Source organism: Pseudomonas sp. AC193 (genome assembly GCF_979258075.1).
The window spans coordinates 639,390-662,963 of sequence record NZ_OZ409832.1; the positions used below are offsets into that span (position 1 = coordinate 639,390).

General features: G+C 58.9%; 19 protein-coding genes and 2 pseudogenes. 10 read left to right on the forward strand and 11 right to left on the reverse strand.

Going from position 1 to position 23,574, the window contains the following annotated elements:
• Positions 1-135: 135 nt before the first annotated feature.
• Positions 136-1,566 carry an exodeoxyribonuclease I gene (gene sbcB, locus ACZZ0D_RS03015; RefSeq protein ID WP_463552433.1) on the forward strand — a complete coding sequence of 477 codons (1,431 nt, stop codon included), beginning with the start codon at positions 136-138 and terminating at the stop codon, positions 1,564-1,566.
• A 94-nt stretch (positions 1,567-1,660) separates the two neighbouring features.
• Here the strand turns inward: sbcB and mvaT are convergent, their stop codons facing one another.
• Entirely contained in the window at positions 1,661-2,038 is a 378-nt protein-coding gene (gene mvaT, locus ACZZ0D_RS03020; RefSeq protein WP_007933316.1) for a histone-like nucleoid-structuring protein MvaT, read from the reverse strand.
• A 337-nt stretch (positions 2,039-2,375) separates the two neighbouring features.
• Between mvaT and purU the strand changes: the two genes are divergently transcribed.
• Positions 2,376-3,224, forward strand: a complete 849-nt coding sequence (gene purU / locus ACZZ0D_RS03025; protein WP_007912774.1) for a formyltetrahydrofolate deformylase — start codon at positions 2,376-2,378, stop codon at positions 3,222-3,224.
• An 85-nt stretch (positions 3,225-3,309) separates the two neighbouring features.
• Entirely contained in the window at positions 3,310-3,483 is a 174-nt protein-coding gene (locus tag ACZZ0D_RS03030; RefSeq protein WP_178124167.1) for a hypothetical protein, read from the forward strand.
• Between the two features lie 53 nt (positions 3,484-3,536).
• On the opposite strand, the gene ACZZ0D_RS03035 is transcribed toward ACZZ0D_RS03030, so the two are convergent.
• From ACZZ0D_RS03035 to ACZZ0D_RS03060, 6 genes and pseudogenes are all read right to left on the reverse strand, one after another.
• Positions 3,537-4,532 (reverse strand): lysylphosphatidylglycerol synthase transmembrane domain-containing protein, encoded by a 996-nt coding sequence (locus tag ACZZ0D_RS03035; protein ID WP_463552434.1) that lies wholly within the window; start codon positions 4,530-4,532, stop codon positions 3,537-3,539.
• Positions 4,529-5,305: a DUF2334 domain-containing protein gene (locus ACZZ0D_RS03040; RefSeq protein WP_463552435.1), complete on the reverse strand. Its 777-nt coding sequence runs from the start codon at positions 5,303-5,305 to the stop codon at positions 4,529-4,531. Before ACZZ0D_RS03040 ends, ACZZ0D_RS03035 begins: the two co-directional genes overlap by 4 nt.
• Complete coding sequence (locus ACZZ0D_RS03045) at positions 5,298-6,389, reverse strand: glycosyltransferase family 4 protein (RefSeq protein ID WP_463554758.1); 1,092 nt, start codon at positions 6,387-6,389, stop codon at positions 5,298-5,300. Before ACZZ0D_RS03045 ends, ACZZ0D_RS03040 begins: the two co-directional genes overlap by 8 nt.
• A 282-nt stretch (positions 6,390-6,671) precedes the next feature.
• Positions 6,672-7,601: an IS110 family transposase gene (locus ACZZ0D_RS03050; RefSeq protein WP_463552436.1), complete on the reverse strand. Its 930-nt coding sequence runs from the start codon at positions 7,599-7,601 to the stop codon at positions 6,672-6,674.
• A gap of 246 nt (positions 7,602-7,847) precedes the next feature.
• Positions 7,848-8,612, reverse strand: coding sequence for a methyl-accepting chemotaxis protein (locus ACZZ0D_RS03055; RefSeq protein ID WP_371262383.1), 765 nt, complete (start codon positions 8,610-8,612; stop codon positions 7,848-7,850).
• A 93-nt stretch (positions 8,613-8,705) separates the two neighbouring features.
• Positions 8,706-9,737: pseudogene (locus tag ACZZ0D_RS03060) on the reverse strand (HAMP domain-containing protein); the annotation flags it as partial.
• Between the two features lie 186 nt (positions 9,738-9,923).
• On the opposite strand from ACZZ0D_RS03060, the gene ACZZ0D_RS03065 reads away from it, so the two are divergent.
• Positions 9,924-11,411, forward strand: a complete 1,488-nt coding sequence (locus tag ACZZ0D_RS03065; RefSeq protein WP_159812540.1) for a helicase HerA-like domain-containing protein — start codon at positions 9,924-9,926, stop codon at positions 11,409-11,411.
• A gap of 90 nt (positions 11,412-11,501) precedes the next feature.
• Here ACZZ0D_RS03065 and ACZZ0D_RS03070 read toward each other — a convergent pair whose 3' ends face one another.
• Positions 11,502-11,957, reverse strand: coding sequence for a DUF721 domain-containing protein (locus ACZZ0D_RS03070; protein ID WP_053123114.1), 456 nt, complete (start codon positions 11,955-11,957; stop codon positions 11,502-11,504).
• Between the two features lie 307 nt (positions 11,958-12,264).
• On the opposite strand from ACZZ0D_RS03070, the gene secA reads away from it, so the two are divergent.
• The 4 genes and pseudogenes from secA to ACZZ0D_RS03090 all read left to right on the forward strand — a co-directional run bounded on the left by secA (position 12,265) and on the right by ACZZ0D_RS03090 (position 18,206).
• Positions 12,265-15,000, forward strand: coding sequence for a preprotein translocase subunit SecA (gene secA / locus ACZZ0D_RS03075; protein WP_463552437.1), 2,736 nt, complete (start codon positions 12,265-12,267; stop codon positions 14,998-15,000).
• A gap of 122 nt (positions 15,001-15,122) precedes the next feature.
• Positions 15,123-16,341, forward strand: a pseudogene (argJ, locus tag ACZZ0D_RS03080) (bifunctional glutamate N-acetyltransferase/amino-acid acetyltransferase ArgJ).
• A gap of 291 nt (positions 16,342-16,632) precedes the next feature.
• Positions 16,633-17,265, forward strand: coding sequence for a glutathione S-transferase family protein (locus tag ACZZ0D_RS03085; RefSeq protein WP_159812539.1), 633 nt, complete (start codon positions 16,633-16,635; stop codon positions 17,263-17,265).
• Entirely contained in the window at positions 17,262-18,206 is a 945-nt protein-coding gene (locus ACZZ0D_RS03090; protein WP_463552438.1) for a Nudix family hydrolase, read from the forward strand. The genes ACZZ0D_RS03085 and ACZZ0D_RS03090 overlap by 4 nt, the downstream gene beginning before the upstream one ends.
• Before the next feature lie 131 nt (positions 18,207-18,337).
• On the opposite strand, the gene ACZZ0D_RS03095 is transcribed toward ACZZ0D_RS03090, so the two are convergent.
• Genes ACZZ0D_RS03095 through ACZZ0D_RS03105 form a run of 3 tightly spaced genes read right to left on the reverse strand, consistent with a single transcriptional unit; the run spans position 18,338 to position 21,916 of the window.
• Positions 18,338-18,913: a cob(I)yrinic acid a,c-diamide adenosyltransferase gene (locus tag ACZZ0D_RS03095; protein ID WP_463552439.1), complete on the reverse strand. Its 576-nt coding sequence runs from the start codon at positions 18,911-18,913 to the stop codon at positions 18,338-18,340.
• 3 nt (positions 18,914-18,916) lie between these two features.
• Positions 18,917-20,953, reverse strand: coding sequence for a sensor histidine kinase (locus ACZZ0D_RS03100; protein WP_159812536.1), 2,037 nt, complete (start codon positions 20,951-20,953; stop codon positions 18,917-18,919).
• A 45-nt stretch (positions 20,954-20,998) separates the two neighbouring features.
• Positions 20,999-21,916 carry a putative 2-dehydropantoate 2-reductase gene (locus ACZZ0D_RS03105; protein WP_212548863.1) on the reverse strand — a complete coding sequence of 306 codons (918 nt, stop codon included), beginning with the start codon at positions 21,914-21,916 and terminating at the stop codon, positions 20,999-21,001.
• A gap of 140 nt (positions 21,917-22,056) precedes the next feature.
• On the opposite strand from ACZZ0D_RS03105, the gene ACZZ0D_RS03110 reads away from it, so the two are divergent.
• Positions 22,057-22,542, forward strand: coding sequence for a YajQ family cyclic di-GMP-binding protein (locus ACZZ0D_RS03110; protein ID WP_008080210.1), 486 nt, complete (start codon positions 22,057-22,059; stop codon positions 22,540-22,542).
• A gap of 152 nt (positions 22,543-22,694) precedes the next feature.
• Positions 22,695-23,537: a mechanosensitive ion channel family protein gene (locus tag ACZZ0D_RS03115; RefSeq protein ID WP_053123098.1), complete on the forward strand. Its 843-nt coding sequence runs from the start codon at positions 22,695-22,697 to the stop codon at positions 23,535-23,537.
• Positions 23,538-23,574: the final 37 nt, after the last annotated feature.

Consider the following 23,574-nt stretch of genomic DNA (forward strand, 5'->3'; position numbering starts at 1 on the left):
TAGCAGCCTCTCGGGGGGAAACGACATAACTATGTATTGCACAGCATGTGTCGCCAGGTGTTTGAATGTTTCAAGACTGGCCGCGACGGCGGTTGAGCGCCTAGACTTTGCCGATCTTCAGTTCAGGATCCGCCCGTGACTTCAATCTTCTGGTACGACTACGAAACCACTGGCATCAATCCGCGTAACGACCGCCCGCTGCAGGTCGCCGGGATTCGCACCGACCACGAGCTCAACGAAATCGACGAGCCGGTCAACCTTTACTGCCAGCCCAGCGAAGACATCCTGCCGCACCCGGCGGCGTGCGCGATCACCGGCATCACCCCCAGTCAGCTCGCCGAAAAAGGTTTGAGCGAAGCCGATTTCATGACCCGGGTTCACGCGCAATTGGCCGCTCCCGGTACGTGCGGTGCGGGTTACAACTCCTTGCGTTTCGACGACGAGATGACCCGTTACAGCCTGTATCGCAATTTCTTCGATCCCTACGCCCGTGAATGGCAGGGCGGCAACAGTCGCTGGGATTTGATCGATGTAGTGCGCGCTGCTTACGCCTTGCGCCCGGACGGGCTGGTCTGGCCGACCGATGACGAGGGCCGCGTGACCCTCAAGCTCGAACGCCTGACCGCCGCCAATAACATCGATCACGGCCATGCCCACGAAGCGTTGTCGGACGTGCGCGCGACCATTGCGCTGGCGAAACTGATCCGCGACAAACAGCCCAAGCTCTATGACTGGCTGTTTCAGTTGCGCAGCAAACAGAAGGTGATGGATCAGATTCGCCTGTTGCAGCCGCTGGTGCACATCTCCGGACGCTTCTCGGCGGCGCGCAGTTATGTCGGCGTGGTCATGCCGCTGGCCTGGCACCCGAAAAACCGCAACGCGCTGATTGTTTGCGACTTGCACCTCGATCCACAGGGCTTGCTCGATCTCGACGCACAAACCCTGCGCCAGCGTCTGTACACGCGCCGTGACGATTTGCTTAAGGGCGAATTGCCGGTGCCGTTGAAGATTATTCACATCAACCGTTGCCCGGTCGTCGCGCCGTTATCAGTACTGCGCGCCGACGATCAGCAACGATTGGGTCTGGACATGGCGCTTTATCAGGAACGAGCGCTGCGGCTAACTGACGCACAACAAGTTTGGAAAGATAAAATTGCGGCTATTTATGCCAGCGAAGATTTCACCCCGAGTGAAGATCCGGAACAACAGTTGTACGACGGATTTATCGGTGATCGTGATCGGCGTCTGTGTGAGCAAGTGAGAAACGCTGACCCGGCACATTTGGCACAAGAGCAATGGCCGTTCGATGATGAACGTTTGCCTGAATTACTCTTTCGATATCGCGCACGTAACTTTCCCGATACGTTGAATTCTGAAGAACAGGCACGCTGGAAATTATTGTGTCAGCAACGTTTGTCGGCCCCGGAATTCGGCGCGCCGAATACCTTGAAATCTTTTAGCGAGGCGGCCGAGCAATGGTTGCTTAGTGCTACGCCAGAGCAGAGCGCAGTGCTCAATGAATGGCAGAGTTATGTCCAGGCATTGCGCAAACGTTTGGGTCTTTGAAATCGAACATGTTTGTTACTAAACGTCAGGCATAAAAAACGCCAGCATTCGCTGGCGTTCTTTTTCGCGGATCGCTCTGCGAAGGCGTTGCGGCTTAGCCCAGCAGGGTAGCCCAGCCTTCAACCACGTCGCCGCCCCACTTGGCTTTCCACTCTTTCAGAGTTTTGTGGTTGCCACCTTTGGTTTCGATGACTTCGCCGTTGTGCGGGTTTTTGTATTGTTTAACTTTGCGAGCACGCTTGGTGCCGGTAGTTTTTACTGCGCCGCCGCGTGGTGCTTTGGTTTTCGACTCTGGGTCCAGCAGCGCGATGATGTCACGCAGCGACTTGGAGTATTCGCCCATCAGGGTGCGCAGTTTGCCTTCGAATTCCAGCTCGGTTTGCAGTTTGTCGTCTTGCGACAGGTTCTTCAAACGGGCTTGCAGCTCTTTGATAGCTTCTTCGGTGGCGCGATATTCGTTGATCAAGGACATGATTACTACCTTAGTAGAATGCTGAATGACAGGGGACAGTGGCGCAATAATAGTCAGGCTGTTTCATCAAGTAAACATTTAACCGGGGTTTTTATTTAAATTAGTTACGAGAAATAGCCGCAAATTGATTGTTCAGTTAAATAGTGTGAAGCCGTCAGCACAGATATTCACAAATGTCTGTTTAACAATGCCAGCAAAGCGCCATCCCTCTGGCGTTTGTTTCCGTCAAAAAAGTGTGGGTATCCGCCGCCGGCCACGCCAGCGCTCATCAATACTGCAGTTTTCCCGCGCAGTCGCTAGAATGGCGGCCTTTGCGAAGTTCTGGAGTCTTCCCCTCATGCGCACTTTTCGTCTGGTGATTTCTTGCCCGGACCGCGTTGGCATCGTTGCCAAAGTCAGTAATTTTCTGGCAGCCCACAATGGCTGGATCACCGAAGCGAGCCACCACTCGGATAATCAGGTGGGTTGGTTCTTCATGCGTCACGAAATTCGTGCCGATTCGCTGCCATTCGGTATTGAAGTATTGCGCGAGAAGTTTGCGCCGATCGCCGAAGAGTTCTCGATGGACTGGCGCATCACCGACACTGAGCAGAAGAAGCGCGTAGTGCTGATGGCCAGCCGCGAATCGCACTGCCTGGCGGACTTGTTGCACCGCTGGCACAGCGATGAGCTGGATTGCGAAATCTCCTGCGTGATTTCCAACCACGACGACCTGCGCAGCATGGTCGAGTGGCACGGCATCCCGTATTACCACGTCCCGGTCAATCCGCAGGACAAGCAACCGGCGTTCGACGAAGTGTCGCGTCTGGTCAAACAGCACGACGCTGAAGTAGTGGTGCTGGCGCGTTACATGCAAATCCTGCCGCCGGACATGTGCCGCGAATACGCGCACAAGGTGATCAACATTCACCACAGCTTCCTGCCGTCGTTCGTCGGTGCCAAGCCGTACCACCAGGCGTCGCTGCGCGGCGTGAAACTGATTGGCGCGACCTGCCACTACGTGACCGAAGAGCTGGACGCCGGCCCGATCATCGAGCAGGACGTGGTGCGTGTCAGCCACAGCGACAGCATCGAAGACATGGTGCGTTTCGGCCGTGACGTCGAGAAGATGGTGCTGGCCCGCGGCCTGCGTTATCACCTCGAAGATCGCGTGCTGGTGCACGGCAACAAGACTGTGGTGTTCTGATCGAACACACGCAGGCTTGAAAAACCAAGGGTCTGGGCGCTCAATCGCTCAGACCCTTTGTCGTTTAAGCCCCGAGGAAACTTACATGAGTGATCCACTGGACAAAGCCACGTCCAAAGCGCCGGCGACATTGGGCGAAGGTTGTTTGAGTCGCTACGACCCCGAGGACATGACCCCGGAGGATGGCACCGAGTTTCCCGGTGCGGCCGAGTTGTGGGAACAGTTGCAAGAGTCCGACGATAAACAAAACGATGTTTGAAATCCGATCCCTGTAGGAGCTGCCGCAGGCTCGGGCCGCGATCGGACGATCTTTTACGTCTGCGGCACTTTCATCAATTTGCGCAACAACGGCCGCCCCAACATCATCAAAAACACCGGCCCCCCCACCAGCAGATAAAAGTAATACGTCACCACCCGCCAAATCAGAATCGCCGCCGCTGCGGTGGATTTCCCCACCATCGGCGCCAACAGTGCCGCTGAAGTCAATTCCGCCGCCCCCGCGCCACCCGGCAATAAACTGAATTGCCCGGCCCCCAGCGACAGCATCTGCACCAGAAAACTCCAGGCCCACTGCAAGTCCGCGCCGAGGCCGCGCAACGCCAGATACAGCACGCTGTAACGCAATAACCAATGCACACACGTCAGCGCGAACACTTTGATCAGGGTTGGCCAGGGCAACTTCAACGTGTCGGTAAACGCCGCGAGAAAGTGCAGCAACTTGCGCGCCCAGCGACGGCGAGTGCCCGGTTTAACGTTCATCCTTACCAATAAGCGGCCACTCAAGCGAATCAACGCGCGGTGATAACGCGCAATCAACACGCAACTGAACAAGCCGCCAAACAACGAAATCGCGCTGACTGTCAGCAGCCATTCCAAGCGATCGCTCAGATGTTGAAACAACGCATAAATCAGAATCCCACTAAGCGCACAGAGAAAGAACAGCAAATCGCTGAGTTGATCCATGGCAAACACCGCGCTGCCACGGGCCGGACGCACACCGCAGCGGGCGAGCAACGCCATGATGGTCAACGGCCCACCGCTGCCTCCGGGCGTGGCGCAATAAGCGAACTCGGCGGCCATTACCACGCCGAGGCTTTTCAGCGGCGTGACGCGGTCGCGCTGATCGCCGAGCAACAAACGCAGACGCAGGGTATTGATGCCCCAGCAGAGCAGGATCATGCCGAACATGATCAACAGCCATAACAGTGGAAAACTTTGCAGGCGCGCCCAGGTTTCGCCGCCACCGAGCACCACCGGGATCAACACCGCCGCGAGCAGGCCGATCAACAACAGAATGCCGCGACTCATGCAGCAGATCCCGATTGACCGCGCTGTTGGGCGAGCCAGTGGATTTTGGTCATCGGTACGCGTCTTTCATTCAGTAGTCGCTGCAAGGTGTGCAGCCAGTAATCGCGGGAAAAACCGTGGCGCATGTCCACTGGGTGCAAGCCTAGCCGAATCACCGTCGCCTGGCGCCAACGCTGTTGCCGCTGCTCACTGACAATTCTCGATAAACCGCGACGCCAGGCGCTGCGGGCACTCCAGACCAGACCCGGCGCGTCGATGGCGGTGAAATCCGGCAATCGATAAAGATGCTGTGGATCACTGGTGTAGCTCAGCGGTAATTCACGCAGGGCTTGGCGGGTGCCGTCGCTCATCAACCACGCCGGGGCGACGAAACCGTGCAACGGCCAGTCGTGGCGCTGGAACACTTCGATGCCATCGCGCAGACGGGCGAGGGCGGTTTCGCGGGACAAACGATAAAACTCGCCTTCGTGGGTGTAAACACGGCGCATGAACCAGTCGCGCGGACTGGTTGGGCCGGGTTCCTGATCGTCATGGAAAAAACCGTGCAAGGCCAACTCATCGCCGCGGGCAACACGCTCATCGAGCAGTCGGCAAAACGCCGGATGTTCGTTGAGGGCGTTGCGCCGATGGAAATCGGGGACGACCAGCCAGGTCATCGGCACGCTGCCCAGTGCGTCGACGGCTTCGACAAACGGTTGGTAATCCGCCCACGTCGACGGTGCCACGTCATGCAGCACCAACAACACGGCGGGGCGATTCAGCGCCTCAGCCATTGGCCACCTTGGGCAGCGCATGGCCGAGGACGGCGTGATAGTGGCCGAGCAAACTGTCGACCACCGTGTCCCACGCGTAATGCTGTTCAACGTGCTGTCGCGCTTGCTCGCCCAGTTTCACAGTGCCGCGACTGAACACTTCGCGCACGGCATTGGCCATCGCCTGTGGATTATTCGGTGCACAGAGCAAACCGCAGGATTCGTTGACGATTTCTTCAAACGCCCCGGCCGCCACCGCCACCACCGGAATGCCGCAGGCCATGGCTTCGAGAATCACCAGGCCGAAGGTTTCCTGATCGCCGGCATGGATCAGCGCATCGGCGCTGGCCATCAATTGCGCGACGCGCGGTGCCGGGCAGAATTGATCAATCACGCTGACATTGTCCGGCACCACGGCGGGCCTCGACGAGCCGACCAGCAGCAAGTGATAGCGCGGGCCGAGGCGTTGCATGCATTTGAGCAGCACTGGCAGGTTTTTCTCTTTTGAACCGCGCCCGGCGTAGATCAGCAGGCGGGTGTCGTCGGCGATGCCCAGTTCTGCGCGCAGATTCGGGTCGCGGGCCTCGGGGTGAAAGGTTTGCAGATCGACGCCCAGCGGTTGCACGAAGACATTGCGCACGCCGAGGCCGATAAGCTTGTCGGCCATTACCTGACTTGGCGCGAGCACGCGGTCGAAGTTGCCGTACAGCTTGGTGACGTAGGCCTCAATGTTTGGCGTGACCCAATGACCCATGCGATTGCCGACCAGCAGCGGCAGATCCGAGTGATAAAAGCCGATCACCGGCACATCCAGTTGCCGTCGGGCATCCAGTGCCGCCCATGCGGTGAGGTAGGGGTCGCCGACTTCGATCAGATCGGGCTGCAAATCCTGCAGGACGTTTCGCCACGGCGCGAGGCGCAGCGGGAAGCGATAGCCTTTGCCGAAGGGCAGGGCGGGGGCGGGAACCGTGTAAACGCCGTCGTGTTCGCCGAAGCGGGCGCCGGGGATCAGCAGGCTGTGGCGAATGCCGGGTTTGAAGCCCAAACGACGATGTTTGGCATCCAGATACGTGCGCACGCCACCGCTGGCCGGGGCGTAAAACATGGTGATGTCGGCGATGTGCACGGTGAACAACCCTCCGCTGCGTGGTACTCCCTTGGTTGACCTATGTCTGGAATGGATGGTTCGGTCGGGAATGCGCGGAGGGTGTCAGTGAGGTTTTGTGTTGCTTGAAATGACGCTTTCGCGAGCAAGCCCGCTCCCACAGGAGAATGCATTCCAATGGAGCAACTGTCTTGATACCCTTTATTTTGAATGCAGGGTGATAGGCAGCTGATCTCCCACAGCCCATAGCCGTGCATTTTTTCCCAGAAACACCGCTCTATTTCAAGCCAACTGTTCCTTCCATGGCGTTCGATCCCGGATCATTGCGTTCAGTCTTATCAACAGCACACGCATGCAGGCGATCAGCGCTACTTTTGCGCATTTTCCTTTGTCGCGTAGGGTTTGATATCGAGCCTGAAACTCGGGCTGGCGCATAATCACGACCCAACTTGCCATGTACAGCGCGCGGCGAGCGGAAAATCTTCCCCCCTCAATGTGTCGAAGTCCTTTGTGTTTCCCGCTGTCGTCGTTGTAAGGGGCTATACCTGCCAAAGCTGCTATTTCGTGGCGTCCAATCTCACCCAGCTCAGGTAAATAGGCCATTAAACTGGCAGCCGTCACGAGCCCGATACCCTTGACCGAGCACAAGCGTGCAGCTTTATCACTGTCCAGTTTTTTCGCACTTTGACGGATCAGCTTTTCTATCGACTTTATTGCCTGGGTTAGATAATCGATATGGCTCTGCAACAAGGGTTTCACCAAATCTGCTGAAGCCGTTTTGATGCGTCGCAAATCGTCACTTTGTTGCTGAACAAAGTTTTCACGCTGCTGTACGAGCGCACGCAAATTATCCTGCTCAGGGCTAGAGACTCGACTGTTTGGCGACTTTATGACTTCTGCAAACTGCGCAAGAAGTCGTGCATCAATCGGGTCGGTTTTAGCGCGTTGGCCCATTGCACTGGCAAAGCTCTTGGCGCGGCGAGGATTGATTCGTATAACGTCGAACCCCCCGGCCTGAAGCGCTTTCATGACCTCTCGCTCATAACCACCTGTGGCTTCAAGCAACACGCGATTGACCTTATAGCAATTAAACCAATCAATAAGCTTGGGGAAGTCACTGATGCTATTGGAAAAACTCGCACCTACGTCTTGCGGGTTAATCCGAATCTCAAGAGTATCTTTGGCGACATCGATACCGGCGCAGGAAAACATGGCGGAATCCTCTTACACTCAAAGGTGAGAGCACTCTGGTTGGGCACCACGCTTGTACTGTTCGAGGTCGGCTCGTTCAACTGTTCGGGCTCAATAACCAGAGCGAGAGATGATTGGCAGCTTGGGCTCCCACACGTGCTTTAAGCACCCCGGGCATTCAGCTTGCCAACCATCCCTCTCATCCCGATTCTAACTCCTATGCAAGACACAAGCGGGCTTGCTCGCGAAGAGGTCGGCAGTCGCGCTTCAGATCCTGAAACTACCCACCAACTGCTTCAACCGCGAAGCCTGCTGTTCCAGATCCGAACACGCCCGCAACGTCGCCTGCAGGTTTTCCACCCCTTCCTGGTTCAGCGTATTGATCTCGGTGATATCAACGTTGATCGACTCAACCACCGCCGTTTGCTCTTCCGTCGCCGTCGCCACCGACTGGTTCATCCCGTCAATCTCGCCAATCCGCAGGGTCACGCTGTTCAAACGCTCGCCGGCAAGGTTGGCAATCTCGACGCTGTCCTGACTGTGACGCTGACTTTCACTCATGGTGCTCACCGACTCCCGGGCGCCGACTTGCAGCTCCTCGATCATCGTCTGCACCTGCTGCGCCGATTCCTGCGTGCGATGCGCGAGGTTGCGCACTTCATCCGCCACCACCGCAAAGCCGCGCCCGGCCTCACCGGCACGCGCCGCTTCGATCGCTGCGTTGAGCGCCAGCAGGTTGGTTTGCTGGGAGATGCTGGTGATCACTTCAAGAATCTGGCCGATGTTCACGGTTTTGCTGTTCAGCGATTCGATATTGCTGCTCGACGCACTGAGCATGCTCGACAGCTGATTCATCGCCTTGATGCTGCGATCCACCACCTGCTGGCCGTCTTCGGCGAGGCCACGCGCATCGCTGGCCTGATTCGATGCCTGCGCGGCGTTGCGGGCGATTTCCTGAGCGGCGGCACCCAGTTGATTGATCGCTGCGGCGACGCTGCTGGTGCGCGAGGCTTGCTGATCGGAGTTGTACATCGACGAATTCGACGCAGCGACCACGCGCAGCGCAACTTCGTTGACTTGCCCGGTGGCCGACGACACTTCGCGGATCGAGCCATGAATGCGCTCGACGAAACGGTTGAACGCTGTGCCCAACACACCAAACTCATCGTTATTGACGATGGTCAGGCGTTTGGTCAGGTCGCCTTCGCCGTCGGCGATGTCTTCCATGGCGCGGGTCATCACGTGCAAGGGCTGGATCAGAATGCGGATGAGCATGCCGAGCAGGGCAAGGATGATGGCCACCGCGATCACCGTCGCAATCACCGCCGAGGTGCGGAATTCGCTGAGCATGGCGAACGCCTGATCTTTATCTACCGACAGACCGATGTACCAGTTCACCGACGGCAAACCTTTGATCGGCGCGAAAGTGACGATGCGGGTTTTGCCATCGACGGTGACTTCGCTGAAGTCGCCGCTGATGCGCGGGGTGTCCTGCGGGAAGGCGTCTTTCAGTGATTTCATCACCAAGGCCTTGTCCGGGTGCACGAGGATCTTGCCGTCGGCGCTGACCAGGAACACATACCCCATGCCGTCAAAATCTCGAGCGGCGAGGGTGTCGATGAGCGATTGCAGGCTCAGATCGCCGCCGACCACGCCGACGCTTTGGCCGGCCTTTTTCGAGGCGGTGGCGATGGAGATGATCAACTGCCCGGTGGCCGCATCGATGTACGGTTCGGTCAGGGTCGACGTGCTGCTGCCTTCGGCACCTTTATACCAAGGGCGCACGCGCGGATCGAAACCCTCTGGCATCTTCGTGTCCGGGCGGATGGTGAAGTGGCCGGTGGCGTCGCCGAGGTAGGTGGCCATGAACGTCGAGGTCAGGGTTTTCTGTTCCAGCAGGCCGGCCACGTTGGCGGGCTCGGGGTTGATCGAGATGTTCTGGGCGGCGTTTTCGATCAGCAGAATGCGACCGTTGAGCCAGGTTTGAATGTTTCCGGCAGTGACTTCGCCCATCTCGTTGAGATAGTTGTTCAGGTCATCGCGGATCGCGTTGCGCTGCAACCAGTCGTTGTACAGCGTAAACGAGGCGAAAGCGGCGATGACGATGAGGGCGGCGGCAAGCAAAATTTTATGGCTGAAGCGCAGATTTTTGTTCATGGCTTGGGGTTCCGCTAAGGTCTTAATGTCCTGGGCGTGCTTTTATAAAGGCGCGCACTATGGGCAAGGGTGAGTACACGTGAATATTTCCGTCTCTCCTTAGGGAAATGTCCTACCGACTTTTCAGCCAGGTTCACGTTTTATCTATCGGCCAAAGCGAATCAAAGATTAACCATGGGTGACAAAATGCCTGACTCATCGCAACTCGTAATCGGCGCCGATCTCACGGGGCAACCGATTGGCCAGGCCATGCGCCTGGCGAACCGTCACGGGCTGATCGCCGGCGCGACCGGTACCGGTAAAACCGTGACCTTGCAGCGTCTGGCTGAAGCGTTCAGTGATGCCGGCGTGGCGGTGTTCGCCGCCGACATCAAGGGCGACCTGTGCGGCCTCGGTGCCGCCGCCAACCCGCAGGGCAAGATCGCCGAGCGCATCGCCGGTATGCCGTGGCTCAACTACACGCCGCAGGCTTATCCGGTGACCTTGTGGGATATCCACGGTGAGTCCGGTCATCCACTGCGCACCACGTTGAGTGAAATGGGCCCGCTGCTGATCGGCAGCCTGCTGGAACTCACCGACAGTCAGCAGTCGGCGCTGTACGCGGCGTTCAAGGTCGCTGACCGCGAAGGGTTGTTGTTGCTGGATCTGAAAGATCTGAAAGCGCTGCTCAATCACCTCAAGGAAAATCCGCAGCTGTTGGGCGAAGACGCCGCGCTGATGACCACCGGTTCCAGTCAGGCGCTGTTGCGCCGTTTGGCGACTCTGGAACAGCAAGGCGCGGAAGCTTTGTTCGGCGAGCCGGCGCTGCAACTTGAAGACATCCTGCAACCGGCCGCTGATGGCCGTGGGCGCATTCATTTGCTCGACGCCAGTCGTCTGGTGCATGAGGCGCCGAAGGTTTATGCGACGTTCCTGTTGTGGCTGTTGGCCGAACTGTTCGAGCAGTTGCCAGAGCGCGGTGATGCCGACAAACCGCTGCTGGCGCTGTTTTTCGATGAGGCGCATTTGTTGTTTGGCGATACGCCGAAGGCTTTGCAGGAGCGGCTGGAGCAGGTGGTGCGCTTGATCCGTTCGAAAGGCGTTGGTGTGTATTTCGTCACGCAGTCGCCGGCGGATTTGCCCGATGACGTCTTGGCGCAGCTCGGTTTGCGCATCCAGCACGGTCTGCGCGCGTTCACCGCCAAGGAACAGAAATCCCTGCGCGCGGTGGCGGACGGCTTCCGGCCGAATCCGGCGTTCGATACGTTGTCGGTGCTGACGGAGCTGGGGATCGGCGAGGCGCTGGTCGGCACGCTGGCGGAGAAGGGCACGCCAGAGATGGTGCAGCGTGTGCTGGTAGCGCCGCCGCAATCGCGGATCGGGCCGTTGACTGAGACCGAACGCACCACGCTGATCGCCGGCTCGCCGTTCAAGGGACGGTATGACAAGCCGATTGATCGCGAGTCGGCGTATGAAATCCTCATGGGCCGCAAAGGCCTGGCGCCGGAGGCTGAGACACCTGCCGGAAAACCTGCGGCTGAAGAGCCAAGCCTCGCTGACAGAGCCGGAGAGTTCCTCGGCACCGCCGCCGGGCAAGCACTGAAATCCGCCATGCGCCAAGCCGCGAACAACCTCGGCAAACAACTGGTGCGCGGCCTGATGGGCTCTTTATTAGGCGGCAGCAAACGCCGCTGAAAGCAAAGATCGCAGCCTTCGGCAGCTCCTACAGATGGATGCATTTCCAATTGTAGGAGCTGCCGCAGGCTGCGATCTTTTGATCTTGCTTCAGGACTTGTCTTTAGCGTGCGCCGCCAAACGCTCCAGTGCCGCACGCAACCCCGGATCACTGATCCCGTCCGCCGTCGCCTGAATCGTCGCCGCGGCATCCGTCGACAAATCCATGGTATTACCCACCACCGCGCGCTGAATCGTCGGCGGCTGCACCTTGAACAGAATCCGCGTCAAACTGGCGAACTCATCGAACATCTGCAACTGGCGCTGCAAACGCTTTTGCTGGTAACGCAGACGCGTGGCCCAATGACCATCGGTGACAATCAGCAACAGACTGCCCTCACGCCACGACGCCACATGGCAATGCTCGCGGGCGGCGGGTTGCAGTTGGCTTTCGAGCAGGCGTTGCAAATGCCCCAGTCGTTGGGCATGGCCGAGGATGGCCTTGAGCGGTTTGGCTTCGCGAAGCAGAACGGCGGGTGCTCTGGCCGTAAGAGGGCGAAATGCCATGATCGAACACCTGAAGTAACAGAAACGCCATGGTAGCAGAAAGCGGACTTTTCACTCGCCCATTGCAATTGCCCCTGCTTTACCCATTAAATCAACGACTAACTTCTTTTCCGTACGACTTGAAGTTGAGCAAAACGCCCCTATTTTAAGTGAGCCCCGTCAAAGCGCAGTGCCAGCATCGTGGAACATCGCCACTTTCCTCACCACCGTTTCCGGGTAGAATGCTCGTTCGCATGCGGCCATGAGGGCTGCTCGGGCGACTCACGGGGCCGCCCTCCATCCCTTTAGTGTGGAAGATCCTGCCGATATGTTTGCGCCTTTGTTAAAGAAACTTTTTGGAAGCAAGAACGAGCGTGAAGTCAAACGCATGCTCAAGACGGTGCAGCTCGTCAATGCCTTCGAAGAGCAAATGGTGGCCCTTTCGGACGATCAATTGCGCGCCAAGACCGACGAGTTCAAGGCCCGCATCGCCAAAGGGGAAACCCTCGACAAACTGCTGCCAGAAGCCTTTGCGGTCGCCCGCGAAGCCGGTAAGCGTGTCATGGGTATGCGTCACTTCGATGTCCAGCTGATCGGCGGCATGACCTTGCATGAAGGTCAGATCGCAGAAATGCGTACCGGTGAAGGCAAGACCCTGGTGGCAACACTGGGCGTTTACCTCAACGCACTGTCCGGCAAGGGCGTGCACGTTGTGACGGTGAACGACTACCTGGCCCGCCGTGACGCCAACTGGATGCGTCCGCTGTATGAATTCCTCGGCCTGACCGTCGGCGTCGTGACGCCGTTCCAGCCGCCGGAAGAGAAGCGCATCGCCTACGCTGCCGACATCACCTACGGCACCAACAACGAATTCGGTTTCGACTACCTGCGCGACAACATGGCGTTCAGCATGGAAGAAAAATTCCAGCGCGAACTCAATTTTGCCGTGATCGACGAAGTCGACTCCATCCTCATCGACGAAGCGCGTACCCCGCTGATCATTTCCGGTCAGGCCGAGGACAGCTCCAAGCTGTACATGGAGATCAATAAACTGATCCCGCAGCTGGAACTGCACGTCGAAGAAGTTGAAGGCGAAGTCACCAAGGCTGGCCACTACACCGTTGACGAGAAGACCCGTCAGGTCGAACTCAACGAAGCCGGTCACCAGTACATCGAAGACATGCTCACCGGCGTCGGCCTGCTGGCTGAAGGCGAGAGCCTGTACTCGGCGCATAACCTGGGCCTGCTGACCCACGTCTATGCCGGTCTGCGTGCGCACAAACTGTTCAACCGCAACATCGAATACATCGTGCAGGACGGCCAGGTCGTACTGGTCGACGAACACACCGGTCGTACCATGCCGGGTCGCCGTCTGTCCGAAGGTCTGCACCAGGCCATCGAAGCCAAAGAAGGTCTGAACATTCAGGCCGAGAGCCAGACCCTGGCCTCGACCACGTTCCAGAACTACTTCCGTCTGTACACCAAGCTGTCCGGCATGACCGGTACCGCTGACACCGAAGCGTTCGAATTCCATCAGATCTACGGTCTGTCGGTCATGGTCATTCCGCCGAACAAGCCGCTGGCGCGTAAGGACTACAACGACCTGGTGTTCCTGACGGCCGAAGAGAAGTACGCGGCAATCGTTGCAGACATCAAAGAAAGCATGGCTGCCGGTCGTCCGGTGCTGGTGGGTACTGCCACCATCGAAACCTCCGAGCACATGTCTGCACTGCTCGAGAAGGAAGGCATCGAACACAAGGTTCTCAACGCCAAGTTCCACGAAAAAGAAGCTGAAATCATTGCGCAGGCCGGTCGTCCGGGCGCGCTGACCATCGCCACCAACATGGCCGGTCGTGGTACCGACATTCTGTTGGGCGGCAACTGGGAAGTGGAAGTCGCTTCGCTGGAAGACCCGACCCCTGAGCAAATTGCCCAGATCAAGGCCGACTGGCAGAAGCGTCACCAGCAAGTGCTGGAGTCCGGTGGTTTGCAGGTGATCGCGTCCGAGCGTCACGAATCGCGCCGTATCGACAACCAGTTGCGTGGTCGTGCCGGTCGTCAGGGTGATGCCGGTTCGAGCCGCTTCTACCTGTCGCTGGAAGACAGCCTGATGCGCATTTTCGCCTCTGACCGGGTGAAGAACTTCATGAAAGCCCTGGGCATGCAGCCGGGCGAAGCGATCGAGCACCGCATGGTGACCAACGCGATCGAGAAGGCGCAGCGCAAGGTTGAAGGCCGTAACTTCGACATTCGTAAACAACTGCTCGAGTTCGACGACGTCAACAACGAACAGCGTAAAGTGATTTATCACATGCGTAACACGTTGCTGGCCGCTGACAACATCGGTGAAACCATCGCCGACTTCCGTCAGGACGTGCTTAACGCCACCGTCAGCGCACACATTCCGCCGCAATCGCTGCCGGAACAGTGGGACGTTGCCGGTCTGGAAGCGTCGATTGCCAGCGATTTCGGCGTGACACTGCCGATTCAGCAGTGGCTCGACGAAGACGATCACTTGTACGAAGAAACCCTGCGCGAGAAGCTCATGACCGAGCTGATGGCGGCGTACAACGAGAAAGAAGATCAGGCCGGTGCCGATGCACTGCGCTCCTTCGAGAAGCAAATCGTTCTGCGCGTGCTGGATGACCTGTGGAAAGACCACCTGTCGACCATGGATCACCTGCGTCACGGTATCCACCTGCGTGGCTACGCCCAGAAGAACCCGAAGCAAGAGTACAAGCGCGAGTCGTTCACGCTGTTCTCCGAACTGCTCGATTCGATCAAGCGCGACTCGATCCGTGTGCTCTCGCACGTTCAGGTTCGCCGCGAAGATCCGGAAGCCGAAGAGCAACGTCTGCGTCAGGAAGCCGAAGCACTGGCTGCCCGCATGCAGTTCGAACACGCTGAAGCGCCAGGTCTGGAGCAACCGGAACTGCTCGGTGAAGAGGTCGATGTGGCCCTCGCCGCCGCCCCGGTTCGCAACGAACAGAAGCTGGGCCGCAACGAACTGTGCTACTGCGGTTCGGGCAAGAAATTCAAGCATTGCCACGGGCAGATCCAGTAAAACCCGTTATCACTGCTGAAATACCCGCGCCGCGACCGGCTTATGCCGTCGCGGCGTTTTGCCATTTAAACCACCGTCGCTGCGCGTGGCGGTGCTGACATCATTGAGTAAGGAGCGCATTCATGGCTGTTGGTCTTCTGTCCTTTGCCAACGTTGCACCCGGTTGCCGGTTTTGAACTCGGTATCGCCTCGGCCGGCATCAAGCGCCCTGGGCGCAAAGATGTCGTTGTGATGCGCTGCGCCGAAGGTTCGACCGTGGCCGGCGTGTTCACGTTGAACGCCTTTTGTGCCGCGCCGGTGATTCTGGCGAAGCAACGCGTACAGAACGCCGTGCGTTATCTGCTGACCAACACCGGCAACGCCAACGCGGGCACCGGCGAGCCGGGCCTGGCCGCTGCCGAGCGCACCACCACCAGACTGGCTGAGCTGACCGGCGTCGATGCCAGCCAGATTCTGCCGTACTCCACCGGTGTGATCGGCGAGCCTCTGCCGGTCGAGAAGATCGAAGGCGCGCTGCAAGCTGCGCTGGACGATCTCTCGGAAAACAACTGGGAAGCCGCTGCCACCGGCATCATGACCACTGACACCTTGCCAAAAGGTGCCAGCCGCCAGTTCCAGCATGACGGCGTGACCATCACCGTCACCGGCATCAGCAAGGGCGCGGGCATGATCCGTCCGAACATGGCGACCATGCTCGGTTACATCGCCACTGACGCCAAAGTCTCCCGCGATGTGCTGCACAACCTCATGCTCGACGGCGCCAACAAATCGTTCAACCGCATCACCATCGACGGCGACACCTCGACCAACGACTGCTGCATGCTGATCGCTACCGGCAAGGCTGCACTGCCGGAAATCACCCGTGCCGAAGGCGAGCTGTTCGCCAAGTTGAAGCAAGCGGTGTTCGAGGTTTGCATGGACGTGGCCCAAGCCATTGTGCGTGACGGCGAAGGCGCGACCAAGTTTGTCACTGTTGAAGTGAATGGCGGCGGCAATCATCAGGAATGCCTGGACGTTGGCTACACCGTGGCGCACTCGCCGCTGATCAAGACCGCACTGTTCGCCTCCGACCCGAACTGGGGCCGTATTCTGGCGGCCGTCGGTCGTGCCGGCGTGCCGGATCTGGACGTGAGCAAAATCGACGTGTTCCTCGGCGACGTGTGCATCGCCAGCCGTGGCGCGCGCGCGGCGACCTACACTGAGGCGCAAGGCTCGGCAGTGATGCAACAGGAAGAAATCACCATCCGCATCGAACTGGGTCGCGGCGAATGCAGCGAAACCATCTGGACCACCGACCTGTCGCATGAGTATGTGAAGATCAACGCTGAATACCGCACTTGATCTAACCTGAGACCGAGTCGATGCCATCGCGAGCAGGCTCACTCCTACAGTGGTTTTGTAAACGCCACAGATCCCCTGTAGGAGTGAGCCTGCTCGCGATGGCGACCTGTCAGGCAAAATCAATGTTGAATGGGCCGACCTCTACGCGAGCAAGCCTGCTCCCACAGGTTTTGGGGTGTACACAACGTTTGTGAACGAGCTCAATCACAGTGGGAGCGGGCTTGCCCGCGAAAGCGATGGTTCAGACACAGCAAGTTTTGAAGCTTTCAACTGACGAAAAGGCGCCACACCATGTCCTTGCACCTGATCATCGGCGACAAACTGCTTTCCTCCTGGTCTCTGCGCGCTGCCTTGGCGCTTGAACTGACCGGCGCTCCTTACACCGAAGAACTGATCAAGCTCGGCAAGCCCGACACCCGCGAGCGGCTGCTCAAGCATTCGCCGACCGCCAAAGTGCCGCTGCTGCAAACCTCACGCGGCACGGTTGCCGATTCGCTGGCCATCGCCGAATACCTGGCCGAACAGTTCCCGTCCGAGCAACTCTGGCCGAGCGACATTTTCGCCCGCGCTCAGGCCCGATCCGCTTGCGCACAAATGCACAGCGGCTTCTTCGCCATGCGCAATCACATGCCGTTCAACCTCAGTCATGACGCGCCGCTCAACCCGGTGCCGCCAGAAGTGAAGGTCGATATCGAACGCATGCTCGCGCTGTGGGCCGAATGCCGTGACGCCGCCACCGAGAGCGGGCCGTACCTGTTCGGTCGCGTCAGTCTGGCCGATGCTTTTTTCGCACCGATCGCCGTGCGCCTGCGTACCTATCAGGTGAAGCTGCCGGCCGCCGACGAAGCCTATGTTGAAACCGTCTACCAATGGCCCGCCTTCAAAGCGTGGCAGCAGGCTGGACTGGAGGAGTTGAATCCGTGAAACGTGTACACGTCGCCGCCGCCGTCATCCGTGACGACAGCGGCAAAATCCTCATTGCCCGCCGCGCCGACTCCCAGCATCAGGGTGGGCTGTGGGAGTTTCCCGGCGGCAAGGTCGAGGCGGACGAAACCGTCGAAAGCGCACTGGCCCGTGAGCTGAAAGAAGAGCTGGGCATCGTCGTTGGCGCTGCCCGACCGCTGATCAAAGTGCGTCACGATTACCCGGACAAGCAGGTGTTGCTGGATGTCTGGGAAGTCTCGGCATTCACCGGCGAACCGCACGGTGCCGAAGGCCAGCCATTGGCCTGGGTGACTGCGAAAGACTTGCCGAACTACGAGTTCCCGGCCGCCAACCAGCCCATCGTCGCCGCCGCGCGTTTGCCGGGCGAATACCTGATTACCCCGGAAGATCTGGAAACCCCGGCTTTGCTGCGCGGGATTCAGAAGGCGATTGCTGGCGGGATCAAGCTCATCCAGCTGCGCGCACCGAACGGTTACGACCCGAAGTACCGTGATCTGGCTGTGGATGCCGCCGGTCTCTGTGCTGGTAAGGCGCAACTGATGATCAAAGGGCCATTTGAATGGCTCGGTGATTTCCCGTCGGCGGGTTGGCACATCACTTCAGCGCAGTTGCGTAAATACGCAGCGGCGGGGCGGCCGTTGCCGGCTGAGCGCTGGTTGGCGGCGTCGTGCCACAACGCTGAGGAATTGGCGTTGGCAGAGCAGATGGGCGTGGATTTTGTGACGCTGTCGCCGGTGCAGCCGACGCTGACGCATCCGGATGCGCAGCCGTTGGGTTGGGAGCAGGCTTCGGCGTTGATCGAAGGCTTCAGTAAACCGGTGTTTCTGTTGGGCGGGGTTGGCCCGGCGGAGCGCGAGAAGGCTTGGGGTGTTGGGGCGCAGGGTGTGGCGGGGATTCGCGCGTTCTGGCCTGAGGCCTGATTGTGTATTGAGGCTACTGGCCTCTTCGCGAGCAAGCCCGCTCCCACAGTTGATCGTGTTCCTTCATTTGGAATGCAATCAAATGTGGGAGCGGGCTTGCTCGCGAAGGCGTCCTTCCAAACACTGCAAATCTAAGGTTTGGCGGCTGGCTGCCAAAGTATCTCCGCAATCCCCTGTCGCCGCGCAATCAACCGCGCCGCCACAAACAACACATCCGACAACCGATTGATATACGCCAGGCCAACCCCGGCCAAAGGCTCGATCGCATTCAGATGCTGACAGCGCCGCTCGGCACTCCGCGCCAGGCTGCGGCACACATGCGCCTGCGCAATCAACATCGAACCACCCGGCAGAATGAAATTCTCCAGCGGCCCCAACTCCTCATTCCAGACATCGATCGCCGCTTCCAGCCGCTCGATTTCCGCCGCGTTCAGCGCCTGATATTGCGGCATCGCCAACTCGCCGCCCAAATCAAACAAGCGATGCTGACAAGGCGCCAACACCTCGATCAATTCATTCAGCCCCGGAGTGGCCTCGCGCTCGGCAAGCAACCCGGCGAGCAACACGCCGACCTGACTGTTCAGCGTATCGACTTCACCAATCGCTTCGATGCGCGGGTGATCCTTCGGTACGCGGCGGCCGTCGCCCAGGCCGGTTTCGCCTTTGTCGCCGGTGCGCGTGTAAATCTTCGACAAGCGAAAGCCCATGGGTTACCTCGGAAGTTGATTAATTTCAGCCGCGATGGCCGGTGGTGGCGCCAGCGGCAGGCGCAGGGTGAAGCAGGTGCCCTGACCGGGCGCCGACTGCACTTCCATCTGGCCTTTGTGATTGTTGGTGATGATGAAGTACGACACCGACAAGCCAAGCCCGGTGCCCTGGCCGATTTCTTTGGTGGTGAAGAACGGCTCGAAGGTGCGTTTGCGCACACTCTCGCTCATGCCGATGCCGTTGTCCTCGACCTGAATCTCGGCCCACGGCGGATTGAGTTTGGTGCGCAGAATAATCCGCCCTGGCTCGCTGTCGTCCTCTCGCTGGTGAATCGCTTGTGCGGCGTTTTTCAGCAGATTGAGCAGCACCTGTTCCAGTTCGTTGGCAGTGCCAGGCACCGGGCCGAGCGCCGGGTCGAACTGGCGCACAATGGCCTGACCCTTGAAGTCGAAACCGATGGCCAGATCGAAGTCGTTGCCGGCAATTTCCACCGCTTGATCGATCAGCGCCGGCAGGTCGCACGGTGCCATTTCCCGAGTGCTGCGGCGGCTGAAGCTGAGCATGTGCGTAACGATTTTCGCCGCACGGGCGCCGGCCTGTTGAATGCCGTCGAGGAGTTTCGGCACTTCGCGGCCTTGCAGGTAACGGTTGACGGTATCGAGTTCGATGCCCAGTTGTTCGGCGGTTTCGATGTTCTTCGGCAGATCTGCTGAAAGGCGTCGACGGATGTTTTGCACGTTGTGCAGGATCGCGCCCAGCGGGTTATTGATCTCGTGGGCCATGCCCGCCGCGAGGCCGCCGACCGAAAGCATCTTCTCCGACTGCACCATCATTTCTTCCAGCGACAAACGCTGGGTGATGTCATCGATGCGGATCACCACGCCACGGCCGGCGCCGCCCATCAGCGGATAAAACGTCAGCGCGTAATGCTTCGGCTCGTCGTCCTTGAACCACGTCACTCGCTCGATTTTCGCCACCGTGTGTTGTTCGACGGTTTGCTTGAGCTGCGGCAGAAACGGTTTCAATGGTTCGAAGGCGAGGAAGATCGGCTGGTTAAGCGCTTCGTCCAGACGTGTGCCGGAAAGGGCGCTGGCCTCCTGATTCCATTGGGTGACGTAGAGCTGTTCGTCGAGGGCGATCAGTGCCGACGGCATCGAGTCGATGATGCTGTTGAGGTAATTCTGGAAACCGGTGAGCTTCTTCTCGATTTTGCTGCGTACCTGAACTTCCAGTTCCAGTTTGCGGTTGGTGTGGCGGGTTTCCTCGGCCAGACCTTGAGCTTGATCGTAGGCGGCTTGCGAGTCGTCACGGGCGCGTTTGAGCTGCTGCTCGCGGGCTTCGATGCGCGACAGCATGGTGTTGAACGCTTCGGCGAGGCTGCCGATTTCGTCGTGGTTGCCGCGCGAGGCACGCAGGGCGTAGTTCTCTTCACGGGTGACCTGGCGCGAGAGTTCTTCCAGTTGATGGATCGGCCGGGTGATCAGGCGTTTGATCTGGCGGGCAATCACCAGCCACAACAGCACGCTGAAAATCAGAATCCCAAGACTCGCGGTCAGGGTGCCGGTGTAGAACGCCATCGGCAGTTCGCTGCTCGCCACCAACAGCAGATGGCCGGGCGCGGTGCCGGGGCGAGGCAGGGTGATCAACTGGTTGCTGCGAAATTCGGTGAGTTGCCAGGCTTCGATGTGCCGGTAGCGCTCCGGCAATTTCAGTTTGTCGCCGCGCTGCACCTGCGCGAGGCGTTCGCCTTTGCCGTCATAGATCGCAGCGGCGCGTAATGGCGAGTAGCTGTCGAGCTCCTTGAGCAGACGCTCGGCGCTCTCCGGCGATTGCAGGGACTCGCTGACCAGACTCGGGTTGGCGATCAGTCGGCCGATGGTCTGCAACGCCTGCGGCGCCATGCTTTCCTGGGAAATGTAGTAGGCGGCGCTGATAAAGGTCAGGTTGGCGACCAGCAACACAGTGGTCAACAGCACCAGCAGGGCGGCCAGCAGTTTCTGGCCGACCGGCAGGTTTTCGAGGCGCTGGCGCAATGGCATCAGTTTTATCGCAGCAAAGGAACAAGTGGCCAGCGTAGCCGCTGCTCAGTCGCTGGGCAATCCAAGGCTGTGCAGATGCGCGACGAGGCGCTGTTGCAACTGGTTGAGGTGCGGCAGATTCAATTGATGACGCGTGGCAACTTTGCAGGCGTGGCCCAATAGATAGCTGATTTCGGTGCGGCGCTGGTTGGCGACGTCCTGATACATCGATGAGTAATTGGCCGCCGTCGCCTGAATCACCCGTTCGACTTCTTGCTGCAGATTCTCAGCGGCAGCGGGTTGGCCGCAGTGCTGCAACAACTCGGCGAGTTCGGCGCACAGCGTGGCGACTTCGCAGTGGTGATCCTGCAAACCACCGTTGCGGCAGTGGTGCAGCACGGTCAGTGGATTGATCGCGCAGTTGAGCGCCAGTTTGCGCCACAGCCGCGTGAGGATATCGGTACTCCACTCGTGGGGAATGTTCGCGGCTTGCAGATCGTCCAGCCAGATCGGCGCAACCGGTTGAGTGACATCGCCCAGCCAGGTGAAGCCGTGACCGGCGAACACCACGCGCCAGTCGCCATCGCGAAACGCGCCTTCGGTGCTGGACGCGCTAATGCAGCGCGCTTGCGGAACGCGCGTGGCGACGGCGTCCTGACTGCCGAGGCCGTTCTGCAACAGGATCAGTTCGGCATCCGCTGTCAGGCGCGGAGCGAGGCGGGCGATGGCACTTTCGGCGTCGTAGGCTTTGCAGGCGACCAGCAGTCGGCGAATTGGCTCAGGGCTGTCGGCGGTTTCGCCCGGCACCGCATAAGTGCTGGCCTGGCCGTGTTCGACGAGCGTTAGCCCGCCGGCCGCTTCATAACTGCGCAGGCGTTCGGCATCGCGCACGATCAATTTCACCGGCAAACCGGCCCGGGCCAGACGCGTGGCCCACAGTGTGCCGAGGCTGCCGGCGCCGAGGACGTGCCAGGTGGTCGACATCAGTTTTTTGCTCGATTGCGTACAGGCATGTGCGGCTCGCCGTGTTCGTAGGAAAAGACCCGTTATAATGAGCCCGATTTTAACCGCAAGCCAAGCGCGCTCCATCCTCATTGAGCGCGCCTTTTTATTGGAGAGATTACATGCCGTCGTTCGACGTGGTATCCGAACTGGACAAACACGAACTCACCAACGCGGTCGAGAACGCCGTGAAGGAACTCGATCGTCGTTATGACCTGAAAGGCAAAGGCAGCTTCGAGTTCAAGGAAAAAGACCTGACCGTGAGCCTGACCGCTGAAGCCGGGTTCCAGCTCGAAGCGATGATCGAAATCCTCAAGCTGGCGCTGGTCAAGCGCAAGATCGATGTGCAGTGCCTTGAGGTCAAGGACGCTTATGCATCGGGCAAGCTGATGAAGCAGGACGCCATCCTCAAGGAAGGCATCGACAAAGAACTGGCGAAGAAAATCGTCGGCCACATCAAGGATGCCAAGCTGAAAGTGCAGGCCGCCATTCAGGGCGAGCAAGTGCGCGTGACCGGCAAGAAGCGTGATGACCTGCAAGAAGCCATCGCTGCACTGCGTGCCAAGGAATTCGGCATGCCGCTGCAGTTCAACAACTTCCGCGACTAAGCCCGGTCAGATGACCTGTGGGAGCGAGCCTGCTCGCGAAAGCGTTGTGTCAGTGAACTCGTTGGCTGAATGCCCCAGCGCTTTCGCGAGCAGGCTCGCTCCCACATTTGTTTTGAATACACCCCGGAAAGCCGGAAATCAGGAGATAGAAGATGGATTTGAATGCTGAGGTAGACCAACTGGTCAAGGCATCCCAGGCGTGGATCCCGATGATCATGGAATACGGCAGCCGCGTGCTGCTGGCAGTGATTACCCTGGCCATCGGCTGGTGGCTGATCAACAAGGTCACGCAAAAACTCGGCGGTCTGCTGGCTCTGCGCAATGCTGACCTGGCGCTGCAAGGTTTTATCAGCAGCCTGGCCAACATCATTCTCAAAGTGCTGCTGATCGTCAGCGTCGCGTCGATGATCGGCGTGGAAACCACCTCGTTCGTTGCCGCAATCGGTGCTGCCGGTCTGGCCATCGGTCTGGCGTTGCAGGGCAGCCTGGCGAACTTCGCCGGTGGCGTGCTGATTCTGCTGTTCCGTCCGTTCCGTATCGGTGACTGGATCGAAGCGCAGGGCGTGGCGGGTACTGTCGACAGCATCCAGATCTTCCACACCGTACTGCGTACCGGCGACAACAAGACCATCATCATGCCTAACGGCAACCTGTCGAACGGCATCATCACCAACACCAATCGTCAGCCGACCCGTAAGGTGGTGTTCGATGTGGGCGTTGATTACGAAGCCGATCTGCAAAAGGCCCGTCAAGTGCTGCTGGATCTGGCCAACGACGAGCGCATTCTGCAAGACCCGGCGCCGCAGGCGGTAATTTCGACGCTGGGTGACAGCGCGATCACCGTTTCCCTGCGTGTGTGGGTTAAAACTGCAGACTACTGGGACGTGATGTTCATGTTTAACGAGCAGTCGCGTGATCGTTTAAAAACCGCTGGTATTGATATTCCTTTTCCGCAGCGAACCATTCGCGTAGTTCAGGAAACAGCAGCGCAGTAACAACCTTGATACCTGGCTTTGCAGTCAGTTAATCAAT

Excerpts from the sequence above, each read along its gene's own strand:
- ACZZ0D_RS03110 (WP_008080210.1), top strand. The coding sequence starts at position 22,057 with ATGCCGTCGTTCGACGTGGTATCCGAACTGGACAAACACGAACTCACC.
- ACZZ0D_RS03030 (WP_178124167.1), top strand. The coding sequence starts at position 3,310 with ATGAGTGATCCACTGGACAAAGCCACGTCCAAAGCGCCGGCGACATTG.
- purU (WP_007912774.1), top strand. The coding sequence starts at position 2,376 with ATGCGCACTTTTCGTCTGGTGATTTCTTGCCCGGACCGCGTTGGCATC.
- ACZZ0D_RS03045 (WP_463554758.1), bottom strand. The coding sequence starts at position 6,389 with ATGTTTTACGCCCCGGCCAGCGGTGGCGTGCGCACGTATCTGGATGCC.
- ACZZ0D_RS03070 (WP_053123114.1), bottom strand. The coding sequence starts at position 11,957 with ATGGCATTTCGCCCTCTTACGGCCAGAGCACCCGCCGTTCTGCTTCGC.
- ACZZ0D_RS03085 (WP_159812539.1), top strand. The coding sequence starts at position 16,633 with ATGTCCTTGCACCTGATCATCGGCGACAAACTGCTTTCCTCCTGGTCT.
- ACZZ0D_RS03105 (WP_212548863.1), bottom strand. The coding sequence starts at position 21,916 with ATGTCGACCACCTGGCACGTCCTCGGCGCCGGCAGCCTCGGCACACTG.
- ACZZ0D_RS03035 (WP_463552434.1), bottom strand. The coding sequence starts at position 4,532 with ATGAGTCGCGGCATTCTGTTGTTGATCGGCCTGCTCGCGGCGGTGTTG.
- ACZZ0D_RS03065 (WP_159812540.1), top strand. The coding sequence starts at position 9,924 with ATGCCTGACTCATCGCAACTCGTAATCGGCGCCGATCTCACGGGGCAA.
- ACZZ0D_RS03100 (WP_159812536.1), bottom strand. The coding sequence starts at position 20,953 with ATGCCATTGCGCCAGCGCCTCGAAAACCTGCCGGTCGGCCAGAAACTG.
- ACZZ0D_RS03055 (WP_371262383.1), bottom strand. The coding sequence starts at position 8,612 with ATGTACAACTCCGATCAGCAAGCCTCGCGCACCAGCAGCGTCGCCGCA.
- ACZZ0D_RS03095 (WP_463552439.1), bottom strand. The coding sequence starts at position 18,913 with ATGGGCTTTCGCTTGTCGAAGATTTACACGCGCACCGGCGACAAAGGC.
- ACZZ0D_RS03040 (WP_463552435.1), bottom strand. The coding sequence starts at position 5,305 with ATGGCTGAGGCGCTGAATCGCCCCGCCGTGTTGTTGGTGCTGCATGAC.
- ACZZ0D_RS03050 (WP_463552436.1), bottom strand. The coding sequence starts at position 7,601 with ATGTTTTCCTGCGCCGGTATCGATGTCGCCAAAGATACTCTTGAGATT.
- mvaT (WP_007933316.1), bottom strand. The coding sequence starts at position 2,038 with ATGTCCTTGATCAACGAATATCGCGCCACCGAAGAAGCTATCAAAGAG.
- ACZZ0D_RS03115 (WP_053123098.1), top strand. The coding sequence starts at position 22,695 with ATGGATTTGAATGCTGAGGTAGACCAACTGGTCAAGGCATCCCAGGCG.
- secA (WP_463552437.1), top strand. The coding sequence starts at position 12,265 with ATGTTTGCGCCTTTGTTAAAGAAACTTTTTGGAAGCAAGAACGAGCGT.